At 35.0% G+C, this 23,677-nt stretch carries 25 protein-coding genes; all 25 read left to right on the top strand.

Features of this window, described 5'->3' with window-relative positions:
• The first annotated feature begins 10 nt into the window (after nucleotides 1-10).
• The 25 genes from ftsY to flgC all read left to right on the top strand — a co-directional run bounded on the left by ftsY (nucleotide 11) and on the right by flgC (nucleotide 23,675).
• Nucleotides 11-1,003: a signal recognition particle-docking protein FtsY gene (gene ftsY, locus AC6CHR_RS02185; protein ID WP_498246811.1), complete on the top strand. Its 993-nt coding sequence runs from the start codon at nucleotides 11-13 to the stop codon at nucleotides 1,001-1,003.
• Nucleotides 1,004-1,245: 242 nt separating this feature from the next.
• Complete coding sequence (locus AC6CHR_RS02180) at nucleotides 1,246-1,575, top strand: putative DNA-binding protein (RefSeq protein WP_498246810.1); 330 nt, start codon at nucleotides 1,246-1,248, stop codon at nucleotides 1,573-1,575.
• A gap of 11 nt (nucleotides 1,576-1,586) precedes the next feature.
• The gene (gene ffh, locus AC6CHR_RS02175) at nucleotides 1,587-2,927 is read left to right on the top strand and encodes a signal recognition particle protein (RefSeq protein WP_498246809.1); all 1,341 of its coding nucleotides are present in this window, start codon (nucleotides 1,587-1,589) and stop codon (nucleotides 2,925-2,927) included.
• 136 nt (nucleotides 2,928-3,063) lie between these two features.
• The gene (gene rpsP / locus AC6CHR_RS02170) at nucleotides 3,064-3,336 is read left to right on the top strand and encodes a 30S ribosomal protein S16 (RefSeq protein ID WP_498246808.1); all 273 of its coding nucleotides are present in this window, start codon (nucleotides 3,064-3,066) and stop codon (nucleotides 3,334-3,336) included.
• A gap of 14 nt (nucleotides 3,337-3,350) precedes the next feature.
• Nucleotides 3,351-3,581 carry a KH domain-containing protein gene (locus AC6CHR_RS02165; RefSeq protein WP_498246863.1) on the top strand — a complete coding sequence of 77 codons (231 nt, stop codon included), beginning with the start codon at nucleotides 3,351-3,353 and terminating at the stop codon, nucleotides 3,579-3,581.
• 213 nt (nucleotides 3,582-3,794) lie between these two features.
• Complete coding sequence (locus tag AC6CHR_RS02160) at nucleotides 3,795-4,169, top strand: YlqD family protein (protein WP_498246807.1); 375 nt, start codon at nucleotides 3,795-3,797, stop codon at nucleotides 4,167-4,169.
• A gap of 10 nt (nucleotides 4,170-4,179) precedes the next feature.
• The gene (gene rimM / locus AC6CHR_RS02155; RefSeq protein ID WP_498246862.1) at nucleotides 4,180-4,701 is read left to right on the top strand and encodes a ribosome maturation factor RimM; all 522 of its coding nucleotides are present in this window, start codon (nucleotides 4,180-4,182) and stop codon (nucleotides 4,699-4,701) included.
• Nucleotides 4,701-5,435, top strand: coding sequence for a tRNA (guanosine(37)-N1)-methyltransferase TrmD (gene trmD / locus AC6CHR_RS02150; protein ID WP_498246806.1), 735 nt, complete (start codon nucleotides 4,701-4,703; stop codon nucleotides 5,433-5,435). Before rimM ends, trmD begins: the two co-directional genes overlap by 1 nt.
• Before the next feature lie 157 nt (nucleotides 5,436-5,592).
• Complete coding sequence (rplS, locus tag AC6CHR_RS02145; RefSeq protein WP_498246805.1) at nucleotides 5,593-5,937, top strand: 50S ribosomal protein L19; 345 nt, start codon at nucleotides 5,593-5,595, stop codon at nucleotides 5,935-5,937.
• A 275-nt stretch (nucleotides 5,938-6,212) separates the two neighbouring features.
• Nucleotides 6,213-6,764: a signal peptidase I gene (gene lepB, locus AC6CHR_RS02140; RefSeq protein ID WP_498246804.1), complete on the top strand. Its 552-nt coding sequence runs from the start codon at nucleotides 6,213-6,215 to the stop codon at nucleotides 6,762-6,764.
• An 18-nt stretch (nucleotides 6,765-6,782) separates the two neighbouring features.
• Entirely contained in the window at nucleotides 6,783-7,649 is an 867-nt protein-coding gene (gene ylqF / locus AC6CHR_RS02135; RefSeq protein ID WP_498246803.1) for a ribosome biogenesis GTPase YlqF, read from the top strand.
• A gap of 361 nt (nucleotides 7,650-8,010) precedes the next feature.
• Nucleotides 8,011-8,781, top strand: coding sequence for a ribonuclease HII (rnhB, locus tag AC6CHR_RS02130; RefSeq protein WP_498246802.1), 771 nt, complete (start codon nucleotides 8,011-8,013; stop codon nucleotides 8,779-8,781).
• 18 nt (nucleotides 8,782-8,799) lie between these two features.
• Nucleotides 8,800-10,407 (top strand): hypothetical protein, encoded by a 1,608-nt coding sequence (locus AC6CHR_RS02125; protein ID WP_498246801.1) that lies wholly within the window; start codon nucleotides 8,800-8,802, stop codon nucleotides 10,405-10,407.
• A complete protein-coding gene (locus tag AC6CHR_RS02120) occupies nucleotides 10,404-10,670 on the top strand; it encodes an EscU/YscU/HrcU family type III secretion system export apparatus switch protein (protein ID WP_498246800.1) in 267 nt (88 codons plus the stop codon). The genes AC6CHR_RS02125 and AC6CHR_RS02120 overlap by 4 nt, the downstream gene beginning before the upstream one ends.
• A gap of 205 nt (nucleotides 10,671-10,875) precedes the next feature.
• Nucleotides 10,876-12,036: an ADP-forming succinate--CoA ligase subunit beta gene (sucC, locus tag AC6CHR_RS02115; RefSeq protein ID WP_498246799.1), complete on the top strand. Its 1,161-nt coding sequence runs from the start codon at nucleotides 10,876-10,878 to the stop codon at nucleotides 12,034-12,036.
• 18 nt (nucleotides 12,037-12,054) lie between these two features.
• Nucleotides 12,055-12,957 (top strand): succinate--CoA ligase subunit alpha, encoded by a 903-nt coding sequence (sucD, locus tag AC6CHR_RS02110; protein WP_498246798.1) that lies wholly within the window; start codon nucleotides 12,055-12,057, stop codon nucleotides 12,955-12,957.
• Between the two features lie 217 nt (nucleotides 12,958-13,174).
• Entirely contained in the window at nucleotides 13,175-14,059 is an 885-nt protein-coding gene (dprA, locus tag AC6CHR_RS02105) for a DNA-processing protein DprA (RefSeq protein WP_498246797.1), read from the top strand.
• Nucleotides 14,060-14,988: 929 nt separating this feature from the next.
• On the top strand, nucleotides 14,989-17,067 hold the full coding sequence (topA, locus tag AC6CHR_RS02100; protein WP_498246796.1) for a type I DNA topoisomerase: 2,079 nt from the start codon (nucleotides 14,989-14,991) through the stop codon (nucleotides 17,065-17,067).
• Nucleotides 17,068-17,115: 48 nt separating this feature from the next.
• Nucleotides 17,116-18,426, top strand: a complete 1,311-nt coding sequence (trmFO, locus tag AC6CHR_RS02095) for an FADH(2)-oxidizing methylenetetrahydrofolate--tRNA-(uracil(54)-C(5))-methyltransferase TrmFO (RefSeq protein ID WP_498246794.1) — start codon at nucleotides 17,116-17,118, stop codon at nucleotides 18,424-18,426.
• 62 nt (nucleotides 18,427-18,488) lie between these two features.
• Complete coding sequence (xerC, locus tag AC6CHR_RS02090; RefSeq protein WP_498246793.1) at nucleotides 18,489-19,397, top strand: tyrosine recombinase XerC; 909 nt, start codon at nucleotides 18,489-18,491, stop codon at nucleotides 19,395-19,397.
• 24 nt (nucleotides 19,398-19,421) lie between these two features.
• Nucleotides 19,422-19,964 carry an ATP-dependent protease subunit HslV gene (gene hslV, locus AC6CHR_RS02085; protein ID WP_498246792.1) on the top strand — a complete coding sequence of 181 codons (543 nt, stop codon included), beginning with the start codon at nucleotides 19,422-19,424 and terminating at the stop codon, nucleotides 19,962-19,964.
• 17 nt (nucleotides 19,965-19,981) lie between these two features.
• Complete coding sequence (hslU, locus tag AC6CHR_RS02080) at nucleotides 19,982-21,385, top strand: ATP-dependent protease ATPase subunit HslU (protein WP_498246791.1); 1,404 nt, start codon at nucleotides 19,982-19,984, stop codon at nucleotides 21,383-21,385.
• A gap of 142 nt (nucleotides 21,386-21,527) precedes the next feature.
• Nucleotides 21,528-22,307, top strand: coding sequence for a GTP-sensing pleiotropic transcriptional regulator CodY (gene codY / locus AC6CHR_RS02075; RefSeq protein WP_498246790.1), 780 nt, complete (start codon nucleotides 21,528-21,530; stop codon nucleotides 22,305-22,307).
• 526 nt (nucleotides 22,308-22,833) lie between these two features.
• Nucleotides 22,834-23,223, top strand: a complete 390-nt coding sequence (flgB, locus tag AC6CHR_RS02070) for a flagellar basal body rod protein FlgB (RefSeq protein ID WP_498246789.1) — start codon at nucleotides 22,834-22,836, stop codon at nucleotides 23,221-23,223.
• Between the two features lie 2 nt (nucleotides 23,224-23,225).
• The gene (gene flgC / locus AC6CHR_RS02065) at nucleotides 23,226-23,675 is read left to right on the top strand and encodes a flagellar basal body rod protein FlgC (protein WP_498246788.1); all 450 of its coding nucleotides are present in this window, start codon (nucleotides 23,226-23,228) and stop codon (nucleotides 23,673-23,675) included.
• Nucleotides 23,676-23,677: the final 2 nt, after the last annotated feature.

Raw genomic sequence — 23,677 nt, 5'->3', positions numbered from 1 at the left:
ACTAATTAGTATGAGCTTTTTTAAAAAACTTAAGGAAAAAATTACACTTCAAACAGATACTGTAACAGAAAAGTTTAAAGAAGGTTTATCAAAGACAAGGGATTCATTTTCAGGGAAAATGAATGACCTTGTTGCAAAATACCGAAAAGTTGATGAAGATTTTTTTGAGGAATTGGAAGAACTATTGATTACTGCCGATGTTGGTGTATCAACAGTTATGGATTTAATTGACGAATTAAAAATGGAAGTTAAACGTCGTAATATTCAAGATACAATAGAGGTTCAATCTGTTATATCAGAAAAACTAATCGAAATATATCAAGGGAATCAAGATGGAGAAAATAACAAACTTGCTTTGCGAAAAGACCGATTAAACGTTGTGTTATTTGTAGGAGTTAATGGAGTAGGTAAAACAACAACAATCGGAAAGCTAGCACATAAGTTAAAAACAGAAGGTAATACCGTCTTGTTAGCTGCGGGAGACACGTTTAGAGCAGGTGCTATTGAGCAATTAGAAGTTTGGGGAGAACGAGTAGGTGTCGATGTTATAAAGCAGTCAGAGGGTTCAGACCCTGCTGCTGTAATGTATGACGCGGTACAGGCTGCAAAAGCACGTAAAGTTGATGTCTTATTGTGTGATACAGCAGGGAGACTGCAAAATAAAGTCAATCTGATGAAAGAACTTGAAAAGGTTAAACGTGTAATAGAAAAAGAAATTCCTGGTGCACCACACGAAGTTTTACTAGTTTTAGATGCAACAACAGGACAAAATGCAATGACACAAGCGAAACAATTTTCCCAGACCACAGATGTATCAGGGATCGTATTAACTAAGTTGGACGGTACAGCAAAAGGTGGCATCGTACTTGCAATAAAAGGTGAGCTAGATATCCCTGTTAAACTAGTCGGGCTCGGAGAAAAAATGGATGATCTTCAGGAGTTTAATACGGAGCAGTATGTATATGGTCTTTTTTCAGGAATAATAGATGATCAAAAAGAATAAGAAGAGCGAAAAAGCGCCTGTCTGGTTAGCCGCTAAAAGAGAGTAAAAAGTTATACTTTCTAAACTTTATAAATGTGTCGCTACCTTTTTCAATGAGTAAGACTTGAAAAAGGTAGCGCTTTTTATCTTAATTTTAGATAAAAGACTATATATGAAATTACTTACTACTTGACAAGGAAAAGCTATATATGTAGACTATTTAGTTGTAAAGGTAATTCACTTAACAAAGGAGTGAAAACGACATGATGCTTGAAAAAACGACGAGGCTTAATTACTTGTTTGATTTTTACCAAACGTTGTTAACGCCTAAACAAAAAAGCTATATGTCGTTATACTATTTGGATGATTACTCCCTAGGTGAAATTGCAGAAGAATATAATGTTAGTAGACAAGCCGTTTATGATAACATTAAACGTACTGAAGCGATGCTGGAGCAATACGAAGAAAAGCTATTACTATTTCAAAAATTTCAAATGCGTCAAAAGTTAATGACTAAACTACGTGAAAATCCTGTTATTACAGACATACATGAAATTAATTCATTGCTTAACGAAATTGAGAATTTAGATTAGGAGGCGGCATTATGGCATTTGAAGGATTAGCCGACCGACTGCAAAATACGATGGCAAAAATTCGCGGTAAAGGTAAGGTTTCTGAAGCCGATATAAAAGAAATGATGAGAGAGGTTCGCCTCGCTCTACTTGAAGCGGATGTAAACTTTAAGGTCGTTAAAGACTTTATCAAACGTGTTAGTGAACGTGCTATTGGTCAAGAGGTAATGAAAAGTTTAACACCAGGACAACAAGTCATTAAGGTTGTAAAGGAAGAACTAACAGGACTTATGGGTGGAGAACAAAGCAAAATTGCTGTTGCAAATCGCCCGCCAACGGTCATTATGATGGTTGGGTTACAAGGTGCTGGTAAAACGACCACAACTGGAAAGCTTGCAAACCTTTTGCGGAAGAAATACAATCGTAAGCCATTGCTTGTTGCAGCAGATATTTATCGTCCTGCGGCAATAAAACAATTAGAAACATTAGGTAAGCAACTCGATATGTCTGTATTCTCATTAGGAGATCAAGTAAGTCCTGTTGAGATTGCCACAAAGGCTCTTGAATATGCAAAAGAAGAGCATCATGATTATGTCATCATTGATACCGCAGGAAGACTTCATATAGACGAAACGCTAATGGACGAACTTGAAAAAGTTAAAACAATTGCGAATCCTGATGAAATATTCCTAGTCGTGGATGCAATGACAGGACAGGATGCTGTAAATGTTGCCCAAAGTTTTAATGAACAATTAGGACTAACTGGGGTTGTGCTTACAAAACTTGATGGGGATACTCGTGGTGGAGCTGCATTATCGATTCGCTCTGTTACCAATACACCAATAAAGTTTGTTGGTCTTGGAGAGAAGCTTGATGCCTTAGAGGCATTCCACCCAGAGCGTATGGCATCAAGAATTCTTGGCATGGGTGATGTGCTTACCCTTATCGAAAAGGCACAGACAAATGTTGATGCTGAAAAGGCAAAAGAGCTTGAACAAAAGATGCGAACAATGTCGTTTACATTTGACGATTTCCTCGAACAATTAGGACAAGTTCGTAATATGGGTCCGCTAGAAGACTTAATTGGTATGCTACCAGGTGCTAATAAAGTTAAAGGACTTAAAAACGTTCAGGTTGATGAAAAACAAATTAGTCATGTTGAAGCGATTATTAAATCGATGACGAAACATGAAAAGCAAAATCCAGAAATCATGAATGCTTCACGTAAAAAAAGAATTGCAAAAGGAAGCGGTACTTCTGTTCAAGAAATTAACCGACTTATCAAGCAATTTGATGACATGAAAAAGATGATGAAGCAAATGACATCAATGTCAAAGGGTAAGAAAAAGGGAATGAAGTTCCCGTTCATGTAAGAAACGTGTATAAATATACAAATGAAAAAGTGTTTTTATAGGGAATTTTCTTCTGACAAGAAAAAAACCTTTACATCATATCAGTTATTTGATAACATACTATCTTGTTGAAATATTTTCGGAGGTGCTTTAAATAATGGCAGTTAAAATTCGTTTAAAACGTATGGGATCAAAAAGATCACCATTCTATCGTATCGTAGTAGCAGATTCTCGTTCACCACGTGATGGACGTTACATCGAAGTAGTTGGTACTTATAATCCAGTTATTCAACCAGCAGAAGTGAAAATCAATGAAGATTTAGCTTTGAAATGGATGCAAGATGGTGCAAAACCATCTGATACAGTACGTAACTTGTTCTCTAAACAAGGCATTATGGAAAAATTCCATAACGCTAAAAACAGCAAGTAATGACTGTGAACAAGATGATAGAGCTAATCGAAGCAATTGTTAAACCACTTGTTGATTCTCCAGAAGATGTTAAAATAACAGAACTGGAAAATGAGTCTCAAATTACCTACCGCCTATCCGTTCATAAAGAAGATATTGGCAAAGTGATTGGAAAACAAGGCCGAATAGCAAAAGCAATTCGAACTGTTGTTTATGCAGCAGGTTCTAATTCATCTAAAAGAATTCAATTAGAAATTAATGATTAAAAAGGGTGAGGGAAGATCCTCCCCTTTTTTTGTACATAGAAATAGCTATATGGTTCATGTAAGTAGACTCATTAAGTGTAATAATACTTTGAATGATCATAAATCCAATTAGTCTAGACGACCAACTATCGTCTAATCTTATGCTTGTCGCCGAAAAACGGTCGCCTTGCGCTTTTCTAATAGTATTAAGCTCAAGTAGGGGAGGAACACTAATTGAAAATACTCCACCATGTAACTGTTAAACAAATTCTGACCGAGTCAAGTAGACAAATGTTAATTGATCAGTTTACAAATAAGAAAGAATTATTAGAGCAAGAGTGCGATCAGCTATATTTTGAGTATAAAAAGGTTGAAAGGACGAGTAAACAACTTGCAGCCCAATTTTTAAAAGAAATGGATAAACGACGGGAGAAGATGTTAGTCGTTGAATTTCAGTTGAAACAAGTAGATACCCTACCTATTGGAAGTGAACTAAAGGAAAAAGAAGTCAAATCGATTGTTGAAGTAAATATTGGGGACAATTGGGATGAGTTGATGAAGGAAAAAACAATTGTTATAAAAGATGGAATTGTAGATCAAATACGTTGAGGTGATGAATATGGCTGAAAAATGGTTTAATGTTGGTAAGATTGTCAATACACATGGTATCAGTGGCGAAGTTCGGGTTATATCAAAAACAGATTTTGCAGATGAAAGGTATGAACCAGGTAATACCTTATACATCTTTAAAGAAGATTCAATCAAACCTCTTGAGGTGGTTGTTGATAAGCATCGTGTACATAAGAATTTTGACTTACTTACATTTAAGGGAATGGGTTCTATCCAAGATGTTGAACAATTTAAAGGTGCATTAATTAAAGTAGATGAGAATCAATTATCTGATTTAGATGAAGGAGAATACTACTTTCACGAAATTATTGGTTGCTGTGTTCAGCTTGAAGAGGGAGAAGAAATTGGAACAATTCGTGAGATTTTAGCTACCGGAGCAAACGATGTTTGGGTAGTGCAGAGAAAAGTTGGAAAGGATCTACTCATACCTTATATCGATGATATCGTAAAAGAGATAGATATTGAAGCTAAAAAAATTGTGATTAGCCCGATGGAAGGATTGCTTGATTAATGAAAATTGATTTTTTGACACTTTTTCCAGAAATGTTTCAAGGAGTATTGAATGAATCTATTCTAAAAAAAGCTCAAGAGAAAGAAGCTGTTCAGTTTCGGACCATTAACTTTCGAGATTACTCTACTAACAAGCATCATAATGTAGATGATTATCCATATGGTGGTGGGGCTGGTATGGTCCTAAAACCACAGCCGATTTTTGATGCGGTAGAGGATATCCAAAAGCAAACAGAAACAACACCAAAGGTCATTCTTGTTTGCCCACAAGGGGAGCGATTTACACAAGCTAAAGCAGAACAATTAGCTACTGAAAAACATCTACTCTTTGTTTGTGGCCATTATGAGGGGTATGATGAACGAATAAGGGAAAACCTCGTCACAGATGAAATATCAATAGGAGACTTTGTTTTAACAGGTGGGGAGTTAGCCTCGATGGTGATAGCAGATAGTGTGGTGCGCCTACTTCCAGGAGTATTAGGAAATGAAGATTCGCCTATTTTGGATTCATACAGTTCTGGCTTGCTGGAACATCCTCACTATACCAGGCCAGCCGATTTTAGAGGGATGAAAGTACCTGATGTTCTTTTATCTGGCAATCATAAACGAATAGAAGAGTGGCGTGAGCAGGAGTCTCTAAGAAGGACCTTTACAAGGAGACCAGATCTACTCGATTCATACCCTTTAACAGATCAGCAAAAATCTCTCATAAAGCAATGGGGAAATGGGAACTAGCTATTGCAGGCATAGTATCAATATGGTATGATGTATCTCGTGGCTTGTTGCCTTGAAAAATTCACGTTGTGTTTTTAAAAAGTAAAGTCACTTATAACGATGTTCCGCTGCAATCTTAAATGTTGGAATGAACATCTGTTGGAAGGAGTTGAAAACGATGCAAAAACTAATTGAAGATATCACAAAAGAACAATTAAAATCTGATCTTCCTTCATTCCGTCCTGGAGATACAGTACGTGTACACGTTAAAGTAATCGAGGGTACACGTGAACGTATTCAGTTGTTTGAAGGAGTTGTGATTAAGCGTCGTGGTGGTGGAATCAGTGAAACATTTACAGTACGTAAGATCTCTTACGGTGTAGGTGTAGAACGTACATTCCCTGTACACACGCCAAAGATTGCGAATTTAGAAGTAATCCGTCGCGGTAAAGTTCGCCGTGCGAAACTTTACTACCTTCGTCAATTACGTGGTAAAGCTGCACGTATTAAAGAAATTCGATAAGATTGCTCAGTTAATCCTGAGTTCTAAATATATGGCCAGTGGCTGGCTGCTGTCCATATAGATGAAAAGGAGCTTGTTATAAAACAAGCTCCTTTTTTATCTAAGCACTTTTCTAATGGTTCAATTTATTCAATTGAAGTGACAGATAATAAATGTAGGGATTTTTCTTTCGATAACTTCTGAAATTCATTATTTACTTCGATTGTGTCATCATATATTGGGGAATAGTAGTAAGTAGAACTGTGGTCAAATGATTGCTAGAGTAGGTGAAGATGATGACAAAAAAGAGAAATGAAATTTTAGAATGGATAAAGGCACTAGCAATAGCAGTATTATTAGCAGCAGTTATACGGTATTTCTTTTTTGCTCCGATCGTTGTTGATGGTTATTCAATGATGCCGACATTACATACACAAGATCGAATGATTGTGAATAAATTTTCATATAAAGTTGGAGAACCAAAACGGTTCGACATTGTCGTTTTTCATGCAACAATTGACAAGGATTATATCAAAAGAGTAATTGGTTTACCTGGTGATCATGTTGAATACAAAGAGGATACTCTCTATATAAATGGAAAAAAGTATGAAGAACCGTATCTTGATGAATATAAAAACCAATTAATTGACGGACCCTTAACTGAGCCTTTTGAACTAGAAAGTATTATTGGACAAACTACTGTCCCTGAGGGGCATATTTTTGTTATGGGTGATAACAGAAGACAAAGCAAGGATAGCCGCCATATAGGCACTGTACCAATAGAAGAGATTATGGGTAAGACCAGTTTTGTTTATTGGCCGATCTCAGATATAAGATTTGTGGAGTAATGGAAAGAAGGTGTTTATATGACAATCCAATGGTTTCCCGGACATATGGCAAAGGCAAGAAGACAAGTAACTGAAAAAATTAAATTAATTGATATTGTTTTTGAACTTGTTGATGCGAGAATCCCAATGTCCTCTAGAAATCCGATGATTGATGAAATTGTTTCAAGCAAGCCTCGTATCGTTCTTTTAAACAAAGCAGATAAGGCTGATTATTCAATCACAAAGCAATGGCTTGATTACTTTAAAGACAATGAAATCCCTGCAATCGCGATTGATTCGCAAACAGGTACTGGATTAAAGCAAATTACTGCTTTATCAAAGATCATATTAAAAGAGAAGTTTGATAAAATGGCTGCTAAGGGAATTAAGCCTCGGGCAATACGTGCGCTAATTATCGGCATTCCAAATGTCGGAAAATCCACATTGATCAATAGACTAGCAAAGAGAAATATTACCAAAACTGGAGACAGGCCTGGCGTGACGACGGCTCAACAGTGGGTTAAGGTAGGAACTGAGCTTGAGCTACTAGACACACCTGGAATTCTTTGGCCGAAATTTGAAGATCAGCTAGTTGGATTCAAGCTAGCTACAACCGGGGCAATTAAGGATACGATTCTAAATTTACAAGAGGTTACTGTTTTTGCGTTGAATTTCCTTAAAGAGAACTATCCTAACCAACTTAAGGAGAGATATAAATTAGATGAAATACCTGAAGAGGTTGTTTCTTTATTTGATGAAATAGGGAAAAAGCGAGGTTGTATGATGCAAGGTGGCTATATAGATTATGACAAAACCTCAGAACTCGTTTTAAGAGAGCTTCGCGCGGATAAATTAGGTAGATTATCTTTTGAAACACCAAAAGAATTAGAATCTACTCATAAGTAATAAAGGCGGCTCGCAAAATATGCGGGTCTTTATTTATCGTTTTTTTTCTTATTCCGTTGTGTTGAAATTCTTAAAAATATAAACGACAATGAGCCATTTATAATTACTAATAAGTACATATTTAAACATCTAATCGTTCAAATTTGCTTTAGTTATTTTAAACCTTGTCGATATAAATAATAGTGCTAAAAGTCGTTAATCCTCTAGAATTTAGGTGAATAGATAGTAGATAGTAGTATAATTAATTGTTTACCTCGTTTTAGAGTGAAGCGAATGCGTCATATTCAATATGTGAAATAAGAATAAAATCAATTTGAGATATGCTAATCAGAAATTGGAACAACGTATAAGGGGAAATAAGATGCAATTAACGACGAAAGAAGTACAGGAAAAATTATCAGATATTACCAATAAAGAAGATCCTTTTTTAGAGGATTGTATAAATGATACTAGAAAAGGTGTTCAACTTCTTGTTCAAAAATGGTTGAAAAATTATCAGCATGAAAAAATGTTACAACAACAGTTTTATGACATGCTTAGTTATGAAAGGGCGGCATGGAATCAAGGTTATCAGTTGATAGCAGGAATAGATGAGGTAGGGAGAGGACCTTTAGCAGGCCCTGTAGTAGCCGCAGCTGTCATTTTGAAGACTGATTGTTACATACCAGGTCTAACGGACTCTAAGAAGCTGTCAGCTACTATGAGAGACAAATTTTATCGATTAATAAAAGAGAATGCTCATGCAATTGGTGTTGGTATTGTTTCACCAGAGATCATAGACCAAAAGAATATTTATATGGCAACAAAACTAGCGATGGAAATAGCCATCAATAAGTTATCTATCAAGCCAGATTATTTATTACTCGACGCTATGAAACTACCTTTACCTATCTCTCAGGAATCAATTATTAAAGGTGATTCTAAAAGTGTTTCTATTGCAGCAAGTTCTGTTATCGCAAAAGTTACCCGGGATCGGATGATGGTTGAAATGGGTAATGAATATCCTATGTATGGCTTTGAACAACATATGGGATATGGAACAAAACACCATTTAGAGGCGTTGCAAAAACATGGAATAACTGAACATCATAGGAAGAGTTTTGCACCTGTTAAAGAGCTTATAAAAAACTAAAAGGAAGGGGCGTCTCAAGTGGAACATGCAACTACAATAAAAAATCTTTTTCAACATACTTTATCACAAATATCAACGGCAAAGGATCGTGTTGTGTTAAAAGAGAATCAAGTTGTTATGGGACATGTACTTAAGCTCTTTCCTAATCAAAAAGCTATGGTCCAGGTGGGTCAATCAAAACTTATTGCACAACTTGAAACAACAATAAATGTAAATCAGAACTATTGGTTCACAGTTAAAGGGAATGAACAACAAGGACTTAAACTGAAAATATTAAAACAAGTTGAGGGGGACACAAGTTCCCAAACATCACAAGCAAGAGGCTTGTTAGACTTATTTCAACAGCGTCCTACAAAAGCTAATACCATGTTAGCTAAGGAACTCATCAGCGAAAATATCCCGGTTACAAAAGAACAGTTCTTGGCTGCAAACAAGCTATTAAAAGAATCATCTAATAATGGACTTCCAGAAAAAAACCAGTCGATTATATCGGCAATAAAGCAAAATTATCCTTTATCTTCAGGTGTTATTGAAGCATTAACAGCGTCTCGAACAAGTGCCCCCTTAGTTAGTCAAATAGAAAATTTACAACTAGCAATTCAACAAGAAAAGATACTAACACCACCAATGAAACAGTTAACCGAAATCATTTCAAATCTAATGAAAAACTACTTAGTCTATGACGTAAATAAACTTATCGAGGGATTGAAAACTCCACAAACAATCCAAACACTTACAGATAGAGAAAAACAAATTATTACTAATATGACTTCAAGAGTTGATCTCAGTGAAAATGATGTCGTTCAACTCTTAAATGTTTCACTCTTAAATGGTCGAGGATCTAATCTTGAATCTTCTACAGAGCTAATTAGATCACCTATTAATATGAATCAATTAACCGAAGAAGCTACTAATCAACCTGAGTTTAGTGAAGATGAGGTTGAGATATTACGTAAGCTTACTAATGATGTCTCTTTGCTTTCAACAAAAGGGAATGTATTGGATTTTCTATTGTCTTCTGAAAGAAAGTTAGGAATTAACGATGAAAATAAATTGTGGCAAAGCTTAGTTAATAAAGAAGAAATTCCTAAGGAATTGCTATCATTTAAAAATTTGTTAGTTGCAGCAAGTAAACAAGTGGACAATCCTCATTTACGAGAGAAAATGGAACACATTATCAATCGTTTAAATGGTCAAACCTTATTGCAACATGATAGTGGTCCAATTCAACATATTGTGACGCAAATACCGCTTTTTATGAACAATCATTATACAGACTTGACAATTCAATGGAATGGAAAGAAACAGGATGACGGAAAAATAGACCCGGCATATTGCCGAATTCTATTTTATTTGCAGCTACCTTCTTTGAAAGAAATAATGATAGATGTTCAAATACAAAATCGGATCATGAATATTACAATTAGAAATGATAATGAAGCATTAGGAAAAATTATTGCTTCGGCTGGTGATGGCCTGAAAGGAGTATTGAATCAAATGAATTATCATGTTTCCGCTATCATTGTAAAACCCTTTGAGATCGATGAAACAATTGGAAAAGGAATTCCTCAATCAAGTTCATCATTTGCAGCTACTTCCTATACCGGAGTTGATATAAGGATATGACAGCCGACAATGGAACAAAAAAAGCTATAGCATTAAAATATAGCGATAAGGAAAGTGCACCTAAAGTAATAGCAAAAGGTAAGGGCTTAATAGCAGATGAAATTCTAGACTCTGCAAGAAAAAATAATATACACATTCAACAAGACCCAGCCCTCATAGAAATTTTATCTAAATTAGAAATAGATCAACAAATACCTGAAGAACTATACGAAGCCGTTGCAGAAATATTTGCATTTATTTATAAAATAGATAAAGGTATATAGGAGTAGAATACTAAATATTTAATCAATTATTCAATTTGAGCTGAATGCATAACAAATTAAAGTAGTAAACTCTTATTTTAATAAAATTAATTTTTATTGAAGGAATGGATTCTTTTTTGTCGAATAGTAGACAAGGTACAAACTATTAATATAAAATGAAAGCGTAGTATTTTTTATTCTTGCAAATAGGTTAGGAGGATGGCAAATGAATATCCATGAGTACCAAGGAAAAGAACTCCTTCGTAAATACGGGGTTTCTGTACCAAATGGACGTGTTGCTTTTACTGTTGAAGAAGCGGTTGAGGCTGCAAAAGAACTTGGAACAGATGTAGTTGTAGTAAAAGCTCAAATCCATGCAGGTGGACGTGGTAAAGCTGGTGGGGTAAAAGTTGCTAAGAACCTTAATGAAGCTCGTACATATGCTGAAGAAATTTTAGGTAAAACACTAGTAACACACCAAACAGGACCTGAAGGTAAAGAGGTAAAACGCCTACTTATCGAAGAAGGTTGTGACATTAAAAAGGAATATTATATAGGCCTAGTACTAGATCGTGCAACTTCACGTGTCGTTTTGATGGCTTCTGAAGAAGGCGGAACGGAAATTGAAGAAGTAGCTGAGCAAAATCCAGAGAAAATTTTTAAAGAAGTCATTGACCCAGCTGTTGGTCTACAAGGCTATCAAGCTAGAAGAATTGCTTTTAACATAAACATCCCAAAAGCTTTAGTTGGTAAAGCAGTGAAGTTTATGCTAAGCCTTTATCAAGCTTTTGTAGAGAAAGATTGCTCAATTGCAGAAATTAATCCGCTTGTTGTTACGGGTGATGGCAATGTAATGGCTCTTGACGCTAAATTAAATTTTGATGAAAATGCATTATATCGTCATAAAGATATTGTAGAATATCGTGACCTTGAAGAAGAGGATGCGAAGGAAATTGAAGCATCAAAATATGACCTAAGCTATATTTCATTAGATGGGAATATCGGTTGTATGGTAAATGGAGCAGGACTTGCAATGTCTACAATGGACATTATTAAGTATTATGGCGGCGAACCGGCAAACTTCCTTGATGTTGGGGGCGGCGCGACTGCTGAAAAGGTAACAGAAGCATTCAAAATTATCCTATCTGATGAAAAAGTAAAAGGTATTTTTGTTAATATCTTCGGTGGAATCATGAAATGTGATGTCATTGCTGAAGGTGTAGTTGAAGCAACCAAACAAGTTGGCTTAGATATTCCACTTGTTGTTCGTTTAGAAGGAACAAACGTTGATTTAGGTAAGAAAATCTTAAATGAATCAGGTTTAAATATTACTTCTGCAGAATCTATGGCTGACGGCGCACAAAAAATCGTTTCATTAGTAAAGTAAGAAAGGCAGGGGACAAACGTGAGTGTATTTATTAATAAAGATACGAAAGTAATGGTACAAGGTATCACTGGTTCTACAGCATTATTTCATACAAAGCAAATGCTTGAATATGGTACAAATATCGTCGGTGGAACAACACCTGGTAAAGGTGGTACTGAAGTAGAAGGAGTACCAGTATTTAATACCGTTTTAGAAGTAGTGAAGGCTACTGGTGCCAATGCTTCTGTCATTTATGTACCTGCTCCTTTTGCAGCTGATGCAATCATGGAAGCAGTAGACGCTGAACTAGATTTAGTTATTTGTATCACTGAGCATATTCCGGTTCTTGATATGGTAAAAGTGAAGCGTTACATGGAAGGTAGAAAAACACGCTTAGTTGGACCAAACTGTCCAGGAGTAATTACTCCTGATGAATGTAAAATTGGCATCATGCCAGGTTATATTCATAAGAAAGGTCATGTAGGAGTCGTTTCTCGTTCTGGAACACTTACATATGAAGCAGTCCATCAATTATCAGAAGCTGGTATTGGTCAATCAACTGCTGTAGGTATTGGTGGGGATCCTGTAAACGGAACAAACTTTATTGATGTTCTAAAAGCTTTTAACGAGGATGAGGACACATATGCTGTTATTATGATCGGAGAAATTGGTGGAACAGCTGAAGAAGAAGCAGCTGAATGGATTAAAGCTAATATGACAAAACCGGTTGTAGGCTTTATAGGTGGACAAACAGCACCTCCAGGGAAACGTATGGGCCATGCTGGTGCGATTATTTCTGGTGGTAAAGGTACTGCTGAAGAAAAGATTAAAACAATGAATGCATGTGGTATTAAAGTAGCTGAAACACCTTCAGTTATGGGAGAAACACTTATTACAGTACTTGAAGAACAAGGGCTATTAGATAAATGTAAAACACATTAATTTGAGTGAAGAGGCTGACAAAAGGTTTTGACCATTTGGTTATTTGTCTGCCTCTTTTTCTTACCTATTTTTCCAGGTTCCTTTAAAATAGCTTCCGATAATAATAGAAAATCCAAAAGTTGCTTTTTCTTGTGTAAGAGGAACAAACATTTTTGATAAGAACTGTATAGACAGAAATGATTAGATTGTTATGCAAGTAATAAAAAGGGAGGACATTATGGAAGTTGTAACTAAAAAAATATTTTTACTATCTCATTGTAAAGGTATAAGTAATCAGCTATTATCCAAATTATTGAAAGTAGATCCATCATTAAATATCGTTCATATGCTGAAAGATGAGGACTGGAAAAGATATTTTAATATGTCTAAAGAGAAAGTATTAGCTTTAAAAAAAGAGTATAATTCTCTACATTTTGACAGTCTCTATCAAGTATATAAGAACAAAGAAGTATCCTTTATAACGCACAATAACAAGAATTTTCCACCTCTTCTTAAAGAGATATCTGACCCTCCACCAATATTGTATTACATTGGGGATCTAAGTCTTTCTCATAGTAGTCGAGTAATTAGTGTCGTAGGCACAAGGCATCCTAATCAATATGGTAAATCTGTTTTAAAGCATATCCTAAAGCCTCTAATCATGGACAATTGGGCAATAGTTAGTGGATTGGCAGCAGGCATTGATACACTAGCTCACGAAACAGCGATGAATAATGGAGGAAGAACAGTTGCCGTTATTGCAGGTGGTTTGTTTCATCTATATCCAAAGCAAAATATACCCTTAGCAAAAAGAATGATGACTGATCATTTAATTCTCTCAGAACATCCCCCATCCTTTCCACCTCAAAAATGGCATTTCCCAATGAGGAACAGAATAATAAGCGGATTATCACTAGGCACAATTATCATCCAAGCTAAAAAGAGAAGTGGATCATTAATCACTGCTCAACAAGCTTTAGAACAAAATAGAGAGGTATTTGCTGTCCCAGGATCTATTTTTGATGACTTTAGTGTAGGGACAAATGAACTAATTCAAAGTGGTGCAAAATTAGTTCAAAATGCAGGTCATATACTAGAAGAGTTCGCTGATAAAGTGAAGTAATTCTATTTAAAAGGCTCTTTTCTAAAAGTTTGTTGCTCTAGAACTAATAAAAATCGGCTTTTGGATTTTTATGATGTAAATTTCAAGCAATCTCCAGAGGGGTATCAGAGTCATTTAGCGAAAAGAGCACGGCTTAAAACGTGTACATGTGTACTTTGTATGGAAAGCAACAATCTTTGCGAAAACAGCCATTTAAAAACGTACTATTTTACAATGTACAGGGCTCTACTTAAAATGCATTCCAATAGTTAGGCTGTGTTGTTCTTTTTTATTTCATTTAAATTTTTGATGTTTTTTCTAAATAAAACCTAATAACCATTTTACTAAATAGGCGAATTTTTTTGAAAAGTCCCAAAAGGAAAGACGATTATGAAGGGGAATATGTAAAATTTGTGAAAATATACATGTTTTTTCTGAATGAATTAGTATATGATTAGGGTAATTTCTTTATTAACGTTTGACAAATCGTATAGGAATATTTAATAATAGTGGAGATTTATAATGCGAAACTTAAATATTCTATATGGTAGATGGATACTTATTTACTCTTTCTTGATTTTAAAAGAGATAATAAATAAAAACCTAGTAAAGTCTAATTTCTCAGGTCTAAGTTAATAAAAATACTTTGTCAGTTGGTTTGAGTAGACGTACTCTCGACTATTAAAAGAATCATTGTTGAAAAATAATAAACTGATTTATGTGAAGCGAGATATTTTATCTCTTTCTGTATGTAGATAAATTATTTATTTATTCCTTCATTATAAATGTTAACGTTTGTCGTTATAAAGAAAAGCACTAATCACAATAAAAAGGAAACTTTAAATAAAATAATATAATGTAAACCTTACACCATCAAAATATTTAGTCGATTAACATTTAAAATAGAAGAAATATAAAAGAGAGAATACCTCTTAAGGAGGACAAAATGCATGGCAGACTATCTAGTCATAGTGGAATCACCAGCAAAAGCAAAAACAATAGAACGATATTTAGGAAAAAAATATAAAGTAAAAGCCTCAATGGGACATATACGGGATTTACCTAAAAGTCAAATTGGCGTAGATGTAGAACATAACTTTGAACCGAAGTATATTACGATAAGAGGTAAGGGTCCTATACTGAAAGAATTAAAAACAGCAGCAAAAAAAGTTAAAAAGGTTTATCTCGCAGCCGATCCGGATCGTGAAGGGGAAGCAATAGCTTGGCATTTAGCGCACAGTTTAGATGTGGACGTTAATTCTGACTGTCGAGTTGTATTTAATGAAATTACAAAAGATGCGATAAAGGAGTCTTTCAAGCATCCACGCTCAATTAACATGGATTTAGTTGATGCACAACAAGCAAGACGTGTTCTTGATCGACTTGTTGGTTATAAAATCAGCCCAATTCTTTGGAAAAAAGTAAAAAAGGGCCTTAGTGCTGGTCGAGTACAATCTGTGGCACTTCGATTAATTATTGATAGAGAGAAAGAAATTAAAAAGTTTATTCCAGAAGAATACTGGTCAATTGAAGGTCAGTTTTTAAAGGGACAAAAGGATTTTGAAGCTTCATTTTATGGGGTTAACGGTAAGAAGAAAGAGTTGAATTCTGAAGAGGATGTAAATGAAATTTTACAGGTTATCGACGGAAATAAATTCAATGTTAATAAAGTGACCAAAAAAGAAAGAAAAAGAAACCCTGCTGTTCCGTTTATAACATCTACGCTGCAACAAGAGGCCGCACGGAAGTTAAACTTTAGAGCTAGGAAAACAATGATGATCGCTCAGCAGCTTTATGAAGGTATTGAATTAGGTAAAGAAGGTACTGTTGGATTAATCACATATATGAGAACAGATTCCACGAGAATTTCTGAAACCGCTCAAGCTGAAGCAGTGGATTATATTGAAAATAAATATGGTAAAGAATTTTTAGGTGATCGGACAAACACATCGAAGAAAAAAAATACAAATACACAAGATGCCCACGAAGCAATTCGTCCAACTTCGACGCTACGTGATCCAGCATCTATAAAAGAGTTTTTAAGCAGAGATCAACTTAGATTGTACAAATTAATATTTGAGCGTTTTTTATCCAGTCAAATGGCAGCAGCAATCTTGGATACAATGAGTGTTGATCTTATTAATAATGGAGTTATGTTTAGAGCAACTGGTTCGAAAATAAAATTCCCAGGATTCATGAAAGTGTATGTTGAAGGAAATGACGATCAGATTGAAGAGAAAGATCGTTTATTACCAAACTTAGTTGAAGGCGATGAAGTCTTTTCTAAAGATATTGAACCAGCACAGCATTTCACACAGCCACCTCCACGTTTTACAGAGGCACGCTTGGTAAGAACTTTAGAAGAATTAGGAATAGGACGTCCTTCAACCTATGCTCCAACACTTGATACCATTCAAAGACGTGGTTACGTCTCGTTAGATAATAAACGATTTATTCCTACTGAGCTAGGAGAAATCGTACTGGAGCTAATAATGGAGTTTTTTCCAGAAATTATCAATGTTGAATTCACTGCTAATATGGAACATAGTCTAGATGAAGTGGAAGACGGGCAAATTGAGTGGGTGAAAATTCTAGATGATTTTTATAAAGATTTTTTACCAAGACTTGAAAAAGCAGAGAATGAAATGGAGAAAATTGAAATAAAAGATGAACCAGCAGGTATTGATTGTGAAGAATGTGGCAACGATATGGTTTATAAAATGGGTAGATATGGAAAGTTTATGGCATGTTCAAATTTTCCTGAATGCCGAAATACAAAAGCGATTGTAAAAGAAATTGATGTAAAGTGTCCAAATTGCAAAGAAGGCATGATTGTTGAACGGAAATCAAAAAAACGGAGAATTTTTTATGGTTGCAATCAATATCCAGAATGTGAATTCCTATCATGGGATAAACCGATTGCCAGAAGTTGTCCGAAATGTGATAATATGCTTGTTGAGAAGAAGCTGAAAAAAGGTATACAAGTTCAGTGTATGGAATGTGATTATAAAGAAGAACAACAAAAGTAGGTGAGCCTCTTTCAGCTCACCTCTTTTATATTACGGAGGTAAGATAGTATGAATCAAAATGAAACAGTAAATGTAATTGGTGCAGGTCTTGCTGGAAGTGAGGCAGCATGGCAATTAGCAAAAAGAGGTATACAAGTTCGATTATACGAAATGAGACCAGTTAAACAAACGCCAGCACATCATACTGATAAGTTTGCAGAGTTAGTTTGTAGTAATTCTTTAAGGGCTAATACGCTAACAAATGCAGTAGGTGTCCTCAAAGAAGAAATGAGAATTCTTGATTCAGTTATTATTAAGGCTGCTGATGAATGTGCAGTTCCGGCAGGTGGTGCTTTAGCAGTTGATCGCCACGAATTTGCGAATAGGGTAACAGAACTAGTAAAGGGACATCCGAATGTAACAGTCATCAATGAAGAAGTAGGAGAAATCCCTACAGGTCCGACGATTATTTCTACAGGTCCATTAACTTCGAAAAATCTATCAGACCAATTACAAACTTTAACAAGTGAAGAGTACCTATATTTTTATGACGCAGCTGCACCGATTATTGAAAAAGATAGTATTGACATGAATAAGGTATACTTAAAATCTCGTTATGATAAAGGTGAAGCAGCCTATTTAAATTGTCCGATGAACGAGGAAGAATTTGATCGCTTTTATGAAGCGTTAATTGCTGCAGAAACAGTTCCTTTAAAAGAATTTGAAAAAGAAATTTTCTTTGAAGGTTGTATGCCTATTGAGGTAATGGGGCAAAGAGGTAGAAAAACGATGTTATTTGGACCGTTAAAACCAGTAGGGTTAGAAGATCCTAAAACTGGGAAAAGACCATTTGCAGTTGTTCAATTACGTCAGGATGATGCTGCTGGCACACTTTATAATATTGTTGGATTTCAAACCCACCTTAAATGGGGACCGCAAAAAGAAGTTCTATCATTAATTCCCGGTTTAGAAAATGCTGAAATAGTCCGTTATGGAGTTATGCATCGAAATACATTTATTAATTCTCCAAGGCTTTTAAAGGCAACTTATCAATACAAAGATAGAGAAAATTTATTTTTTGCGGGACAAATGACTGGTGTTGAAGGGTATGTTGAATCTGCTGCATCTGGTTTGGTAGCGGGACTTAATGCTGCCCATTTAGTACAAGGGAAGGATTTAGTTGAATTCCCTAAAGAAACAGCGATCGGAAGTATGGCACAATATATTACTACTACGAACGCGGATAATTTTCAGCCCATGAATGCAAACTTTGGTATTTTTGCTGATCTACCTACTCGAATTAAAAGTAAAAAAGAGCGTAATGAAATGCATGCTAATCGTGCGATAGAAACAATTCAAAAAATTTCGAAAAATTTATAGTTATTATTTGCAAGGGCTACTAAAGTTGTGATAACATTTAGTAGCCCTTGTGAGGTGTTTAAATGGTAACTGTAAAGGTTTATTTAAATTTTTTCATTGAGTATTTACAAATAGAAAAAAACCATTCACAATATACAATTGTGAATTATACCAGAGATATTGAGGATTTTTTTTCCTTTATGAAGGAACAATCAATCCTTCACCTAGAAGAAGTTACATATAATGATACACGTTTATACTTAACGCAGTTACATAAAAGAAATTATTCTAGAAGGACAATATCAAGGAAAGTTTCTTCTTTAAGGAGCTTTTATAAATTTCTCGTTCGAGAAGAGAAATTAAGTGAAAATCCTTTTTCATTAGTGTCTTTACATAAAAAGGAGCAGAAAATCCCAAAATTCTTTTACGAACAGGAAATAGAAGAATTGTTTTCTATATCTGATTGTAAGACACCCTTAGGACAAAGAAATCAGGCTTTACTAGAAATCCTTTATGGAACTGGGATTCGTGTTAGTGAATGCTGCAAAATACGGTTAACTGATATTGATTTTTATATTGGTACTGTTCTTGTTCATGGAAAGGGTGGCAAACAAAGATACGTCCCTTTTGGGAGCTATGCCAAAGACGCTATTGAACAATATGTAAATCAAGGTAGAAAAACATTAATAAATAAATTAAAAACAGTTGACGAACATTCTTATCTTTTTGTCAATCATCGAGGAAGTCTATTAACCGATCGTGGCGTTAGACATGTCCTAAATGAACTAATTAAAAAGGCATCCCTGACATTACATATACACCCTCATATGTTTAGACATACGTTTGCTACACATATGTTAAATGAAGGAGCAGATATGAGAAGTGTCCAAGAATTACTGGGGCATTCGCATTTATCTTCAACACAAGTGTATACACATGTAACGAAAGACCATTTAAAAAAGATTTATATGACTCATCATCCTCGTGCATAAAAGCATATTCTAAGGAGGTAAATTATGTCTCAATTTCATGCGACAACAATATTTGCAATTCAACATAATGGAAAAGCAGCGATGGCTGGAGATGGCCAGGTAACTTTCGGAAATGCAGTGGTTATGAAACATACCGCAAAAAAGGTTCGCAAGATATTTAATGGAAAGGTACTTGCTGGTTTTGCAGGATCAGTAGCAGATGCCTTTACATTATTTGAACTTTTTGAAAGTAGACTGGAAGAATACAACGGGAACCTCCAGCGCGCTTCAGTAGAATTAGCAAAAGAATGGCGTAGTGACAAGGTGTTGAGAAGACTTGAAGCAATGCTAATTGTTATGAATGAAGAGCATATATTATTAGTCTCTGGTACCGGTGAGGTAATTGAACCGGATGACGGTGTATTAGCAATTGGTTCAGGTGGTAATTATGCCTTATCTGCTGGTAGAGCATTAAAGCGTTATGCTGGAGATAACTTAACTGCAAAGGATATTGCTGAAGGAGCTTTATCTATCGCAGGTGAAATATGTGTTTATACCAATCAAAATATAATTGTTGAAGAGCTTTAATAAGGGAGGATAACAGGTTGAATAAACAACTAACACCAAAACAAATTGTTGAACGATTAGATCAATATATTGTAGGTCAGACGGATGCAAAAAAAGCTGTAGCTGTAGCATTACGAAATCGCTATAGACGAAGCTTATTAGATGGAAAGCTTCGTGATGAAGTCGTTCCTAAAAACATATTAATGATTGGACCTACGGGTGTTGGAAAAACGGAAATTGCAAGAAGGATTGCAAAACTTGTTGGGGCACCATTTATTAAAGTAGAGGCGACGAAATTTACAGAGGTTGGTTACGTAGGCAGAGACGTTGAATCAATGGTTCGTGATTTAGTTGAAACAGCAGTTCGTATAGTTAAAGAAGAGAAAGTTTCGGATGTTAAAGGTCTTGCAGAAGAAAACGCCAATAAACGTTTAGTTGAGCTTCTTGTCCCAGGTAAAAAGAAACAGTCATCAGTTAAAAACCCTTTAGAAATGTTTTTTGGTGGTGCTGGGAACCAAGATCAAGAGCAAGAGGATGATACGAATGAGGAAACAACACTTCGCGAGAAACGCCGTAGAATAACGCATCAGTTAGCTTTAGGTGAACTTGAGGATCACTATGTGTTTATTGAGGTTGAAGAGCAACAAGCATCGATGTTTGATATGCTTCAAGGTTCGGGTATGGAGCAAATGGGAATGAATATGCAAGATGCATTAGGTAGCTTTATGCCTAAGAAAAAGAAAAAGCGTAAACTTACTGTAAGAGATGCGAGAAAAGTTATAACAAACGAAGAAGCAAGTAAGCTTATCGATATGGATGAAGTAACACAAGATGCGGTCATACGAGCAGAACAAACTGGTATTATTTTTATCGATGAAATTGATAAAATAGCCGGGAAATCGAATGGTGGATCATCAGCAGACGTATCGAGAGAAGGTGTACAACGAGATATTCTTCCGATTGTTGAAGGATCAACTGTTGTAACGAAGTATGGAACAGTAAAAACCGATCATGTATTATTTGTAGCTGCAGGTGCCTTTCATATTGCAAAGCCTTCAGATCTTATTCCTGAGCTTCAAGGAAGGTTCCCGATTCGTGTAGAATTAACCAAGTTAAGTGCAGATGACTTTGTAAAAATATTGGTAGAGCCAGATAATGCATTATTAAAACAATATCAAGCATTATTAGAAACAGAAGGTATACAATTAGAATTTTCTGACGATGCTATACGTAAAATCGCAGAAGTTGCTTTTGAAGTAAATCAAGACACAGACAATATCGGTGCAAGAAGACTTCATACTATACTAGAGCGCCTATTGGAAGATTTATCTTTTGAAGCGCCAGACATTAATTTGGAGAAGGTTGTCATCACTCCTCAGTATGTAGAAGATAAACTAGGAAAGATTTCAAAAAACAAAGATTTAAGTCAATTTATATTATAAACGGCTATTACTCGAAATTTTGTTGCCGTAAAGAGTACTTTATTTCCGTGATTAAAAGAAAAAGTGAATCATTGAAGAAATAGGTAACAAAACTTTTGAAAAGAGCTGATAACAATTAAATATGTTACAGGAGGAAACAATCATGGCATTATTGCAAAAAACAAGAAAAATAAATGCAATGCTTCAAAGAGCAGCAGGTAAACCGGTGAATTTCAAAGAAATGGCCGAAACATTAAGTGATGTAATAGAAGCAAATATATTTGTTGTTAGTCGAAGAGGAAAACTACTAGGATTTGCAGTAAATCAACAAATCGAAAACGAACGAATGAAGAAAATGCTTGAAGACCGTCAATTCCCTGAAGAATATACCAATAATTTGTTTAATGTAACAGAAACATCTTCAAATATAGATTTTGAAAGTGAATATACAGCTTTTCCAGTGGAAAACCGTGAATTATTTAAAAATGGACTAACGACTATTGTTCCAATCATCGGTGGAGGAGAGCGTCTCGGAACACTAATTTTAGCAAGAGTACAAGGACAATTTGAAGATGAAGATTTAATTCTTGCAGAATATGGTGCTACCGTTGTAGGTATGGAAATTTTACGTGAAAAAACAGATGAAATAGAAGAGGAAGCTCGTAGTAAGGCTGTTGTTCAAATGGCAATTAGTTCATTGTCATATAGTGAGTTAGAAGCTATTGAACATATCTTTGAAGAATTAAGTGGAAAAGAAGGTCTATTGGTTGCAAGTAAGATTGCAGATAGAGTGGGGATAACACGTTCTGTTATCGTTAATGCCCTACGAAAGTTAGAAAGTGCAGGAGTTATCGAATCTAGATCATTAGGAATGAAAGGTACATATATCAAAGTATTAAATGATAAGTTCCTATTAGAATTAGAAAAATTAAAAGCAAATTAACAAAGAAGTAATTAGGTATGGATAGCATTATTTTATTATAAAAATAAAAACAACAATCTTTACAGAAATAGCTAAAACGGCTGTTTTTGTAGTGGATGTTGTTTTTTTTTTTTTTCTTTTGAAGGAGATTAATTATAAATGGCAAGTTAATGAAAATAGCGATCGATTCGAAAAAAACGAATAGATAAAAGCTTAAATAATATAAGTGTGCAAATATAACTAATTCTATTTTCCTAAAAATATGGGAAAGAATTTATCTACGCAAATGTCGATATTTGTGATATTTTGTTTATAGGCAATAGTAAAAATCCGTAATGATATTCAAATTATCACTAATTAACGTGCTGATAAGCGCTTATTTAATAGGCTTAAATGCCTAAAGGAAAAATTTACTTGAAAATCCGACTTTTTTTTACAAAAACTTCATAGACTTTAAGACTATAATTTCATACAATGTAACTATCAAAAGAACATATTTCGACATTGACAGAATACGTTGGTTTTTTTTATTTGTGGGGGTGAAACTTTGAATTTATTTTCTAGTTCAATAAGTACATTAGAGCGAGCAATAAATCAGTCAAGTACTAAGCAAAAAGTCATATCAAATAACATTGCAAATGTGGATACTCCAAATTATAAGGCGCAAGAGGTTAAATTTAGCAATTCCTTAGGTAATGAGATGCAAAAACTAAGTGCAAAGAAAACAACTAATAAGCATATAGAATTTGGAACTACTTCATCAGGGTACCAAGTTGTTTCTAGGAATAATACTAGCTACCAACACAATGGGAATAACATTGATATAGATAAGGAAATGACTGAGATGGCTAAAAATCAAATTCAATACAATGCATTAGTTGAGCGTTTAAGTAGTAAATTTAATTCCTTAAAAACAGTTATAAAAGGTGGCAATTAATAATGTCTATATTTCAAGCTATCAATACATCTGGCTCTGCCCTAACGGCGCAAAGAGTTAGAATGGACGTAATTTCCTCTAACATGGCAAATGTGGATACAACTAGAGGTGAGTTTATTGACGGTGAATGGCAACCATATCGTAGGAAAATGATTGTAACACAGCCTCAGGGTAATCAATTCTCTTCCTTTCTCAGTAAGGCTATGGGCTCATCGGATAACACAGATGGTGTAAAAGTAACAGAAATTGTTGGAGATGATACACCATTTGAACTTATCTATGATCCTGAGCATCCAGATGCAAATGACGATGGTTACGTAGCAATGCCAAACGTTGACCCTTTAAAAGAAATGGTTGATTTAATAAGTAGTACTCGATCATACGAAGCGAATGTAACTGTGATGAATGCAACAAAAGGAATGCTTATGAAAGCATTAGAAATTGGAAAATAGGT

Source organism: Metabacillus sp. GQ13, from assembly GCF_059758525.1.
Note: the sequence above shows the minus strand (reverse complement) of the source record. Positions and strands in the feature narration are given on the sequence as shown.

Bases quoted from the DNA above. Each gene is read 5' to 3' on its own strand.
- ftsY (WP_498246811.1), top strand. From the start codon at position 11: ATGAGCTTTTTTAAAAAACTTAAGGAAAAAATTACACTTCAAACAGAT.
- AC6CHR_RS02180 (WP_498246810.1), top strand. From the start codon at position 1,246: ATGATGCTTGAAAAAACGACGAGGCTTAATTACTTGTTTGATTTTTAC.
- ffh (WP_498246809.1), top strand. From the start codon at position 1,587: ATGGCATTTGAAGGATTAGCCGACCGACTGCAAAATACGATGGCAAAA.
- rpsP (WP_498246808.1), top strand. From the start codon at position 3,064: ATGGCAGTTAAAATTCGTTTAAAACGTATGGGATCAAAAAGATCACCA.
- AC6CHR_RS02165 (WP_498246863.1), top strand. From the start codon at position 3,351: ATGATAGAGCTAATCGAAGCAATTGTTAAACCACTTGTTGATTCTCCA.
- rimM (WP_498246862.1), top strand. From the start codon at position 4,180: ATGGCTGAAAAATGGTTTAATGTTGGTAAGATTGTCAATACACATGGT.
- trmD (WP_498246806.1), top strand. From the start codon at position 4,701: ATGAAAATTGATTTTTTGACACTTTTTCCAGAAATGTTTCAAGGAGTA.
- rplS (WP_498246805.1), top strand. From the start codon at position 5,593: ATGCAAAAACTAATTGAAGATATCACAAAAGAACAATTAAAATCTGAT.
- lepB (WP_498246804.1), top strand. From the start codon at position 6,213: ATGACAAAAAAGAGAAATGAAATTTTAGAATGGATAAAGGCACTAGCA.
- ylqF (WP_498246803.1), top strand. From the start codon at position 6,783: ATGACAATCCAATGGTTTCCCGGACATATGGCAAAGGCAAGAAGACAA.
- rnhB (WP_498246802.1), top strand. From the start codon at position 8,011: ATGCAATTAACGACGAAAGAAGTACAGGAAAAATTATCAGATATTACC.
- AC6CHR_RS02120 (WP_498246800.1), top strand. From the start codon at position 10,404: ATGACAGCCGACAATGGAACAAAAAAAGCTATAGCATTAAAATATAGC.
- sucC (WP_498246799.1), top strand. From the start codon at position 10,876: ATGAATATCCATGAGTACCAAGGAAAAGAACTCCTTCGTAAATACGGG.
- dprA (WP_498246797.1), top strand. From the start codon at position 13,175: ATGGAAGTTGTAACTAAAAAAATATTTTTACTATCTCATTGTAAAGGT.
- topA (WP_498246796.1), top strand. From the start codon at position 14,989: ATGGCAGACTATCTAGTCATAGTGGAATCACCAGCAAAAGCAAAAACA.
- trmFO (WP_498246794.1), top strand. From the start codon at position 17,116: ATGAATCAAAATGAAACAGTAAATGTAATTGGTGCAGGTCTTGCTGGA.
- xerC (WP_498246793.1), top strand. From the start codon at position 18,489: ATGGTAACTGTAAAGGTTTATTTAAATTTTTTCATTGAGTATTTACAA.
- hslV (WP_498246792.1), top strand. From the start codon at position 19,422: ATGTCTCAATTTCATGCGACAACAATATTTGCAATTCAACATAATGGA.
- codY (WP_498246790.1), top strand. From the start codon at position 21,528: ATGGCATTATTGCAAAAAACAAGAAAAATAAATGCAATGCTTCAAAGA.
- flgC (WP_498246788.1), top strand. From the start codon at position 23,226: ATGTCTATATTTCAAGCTATCAATACATCTGGCTCTGCCCTAACGGCG.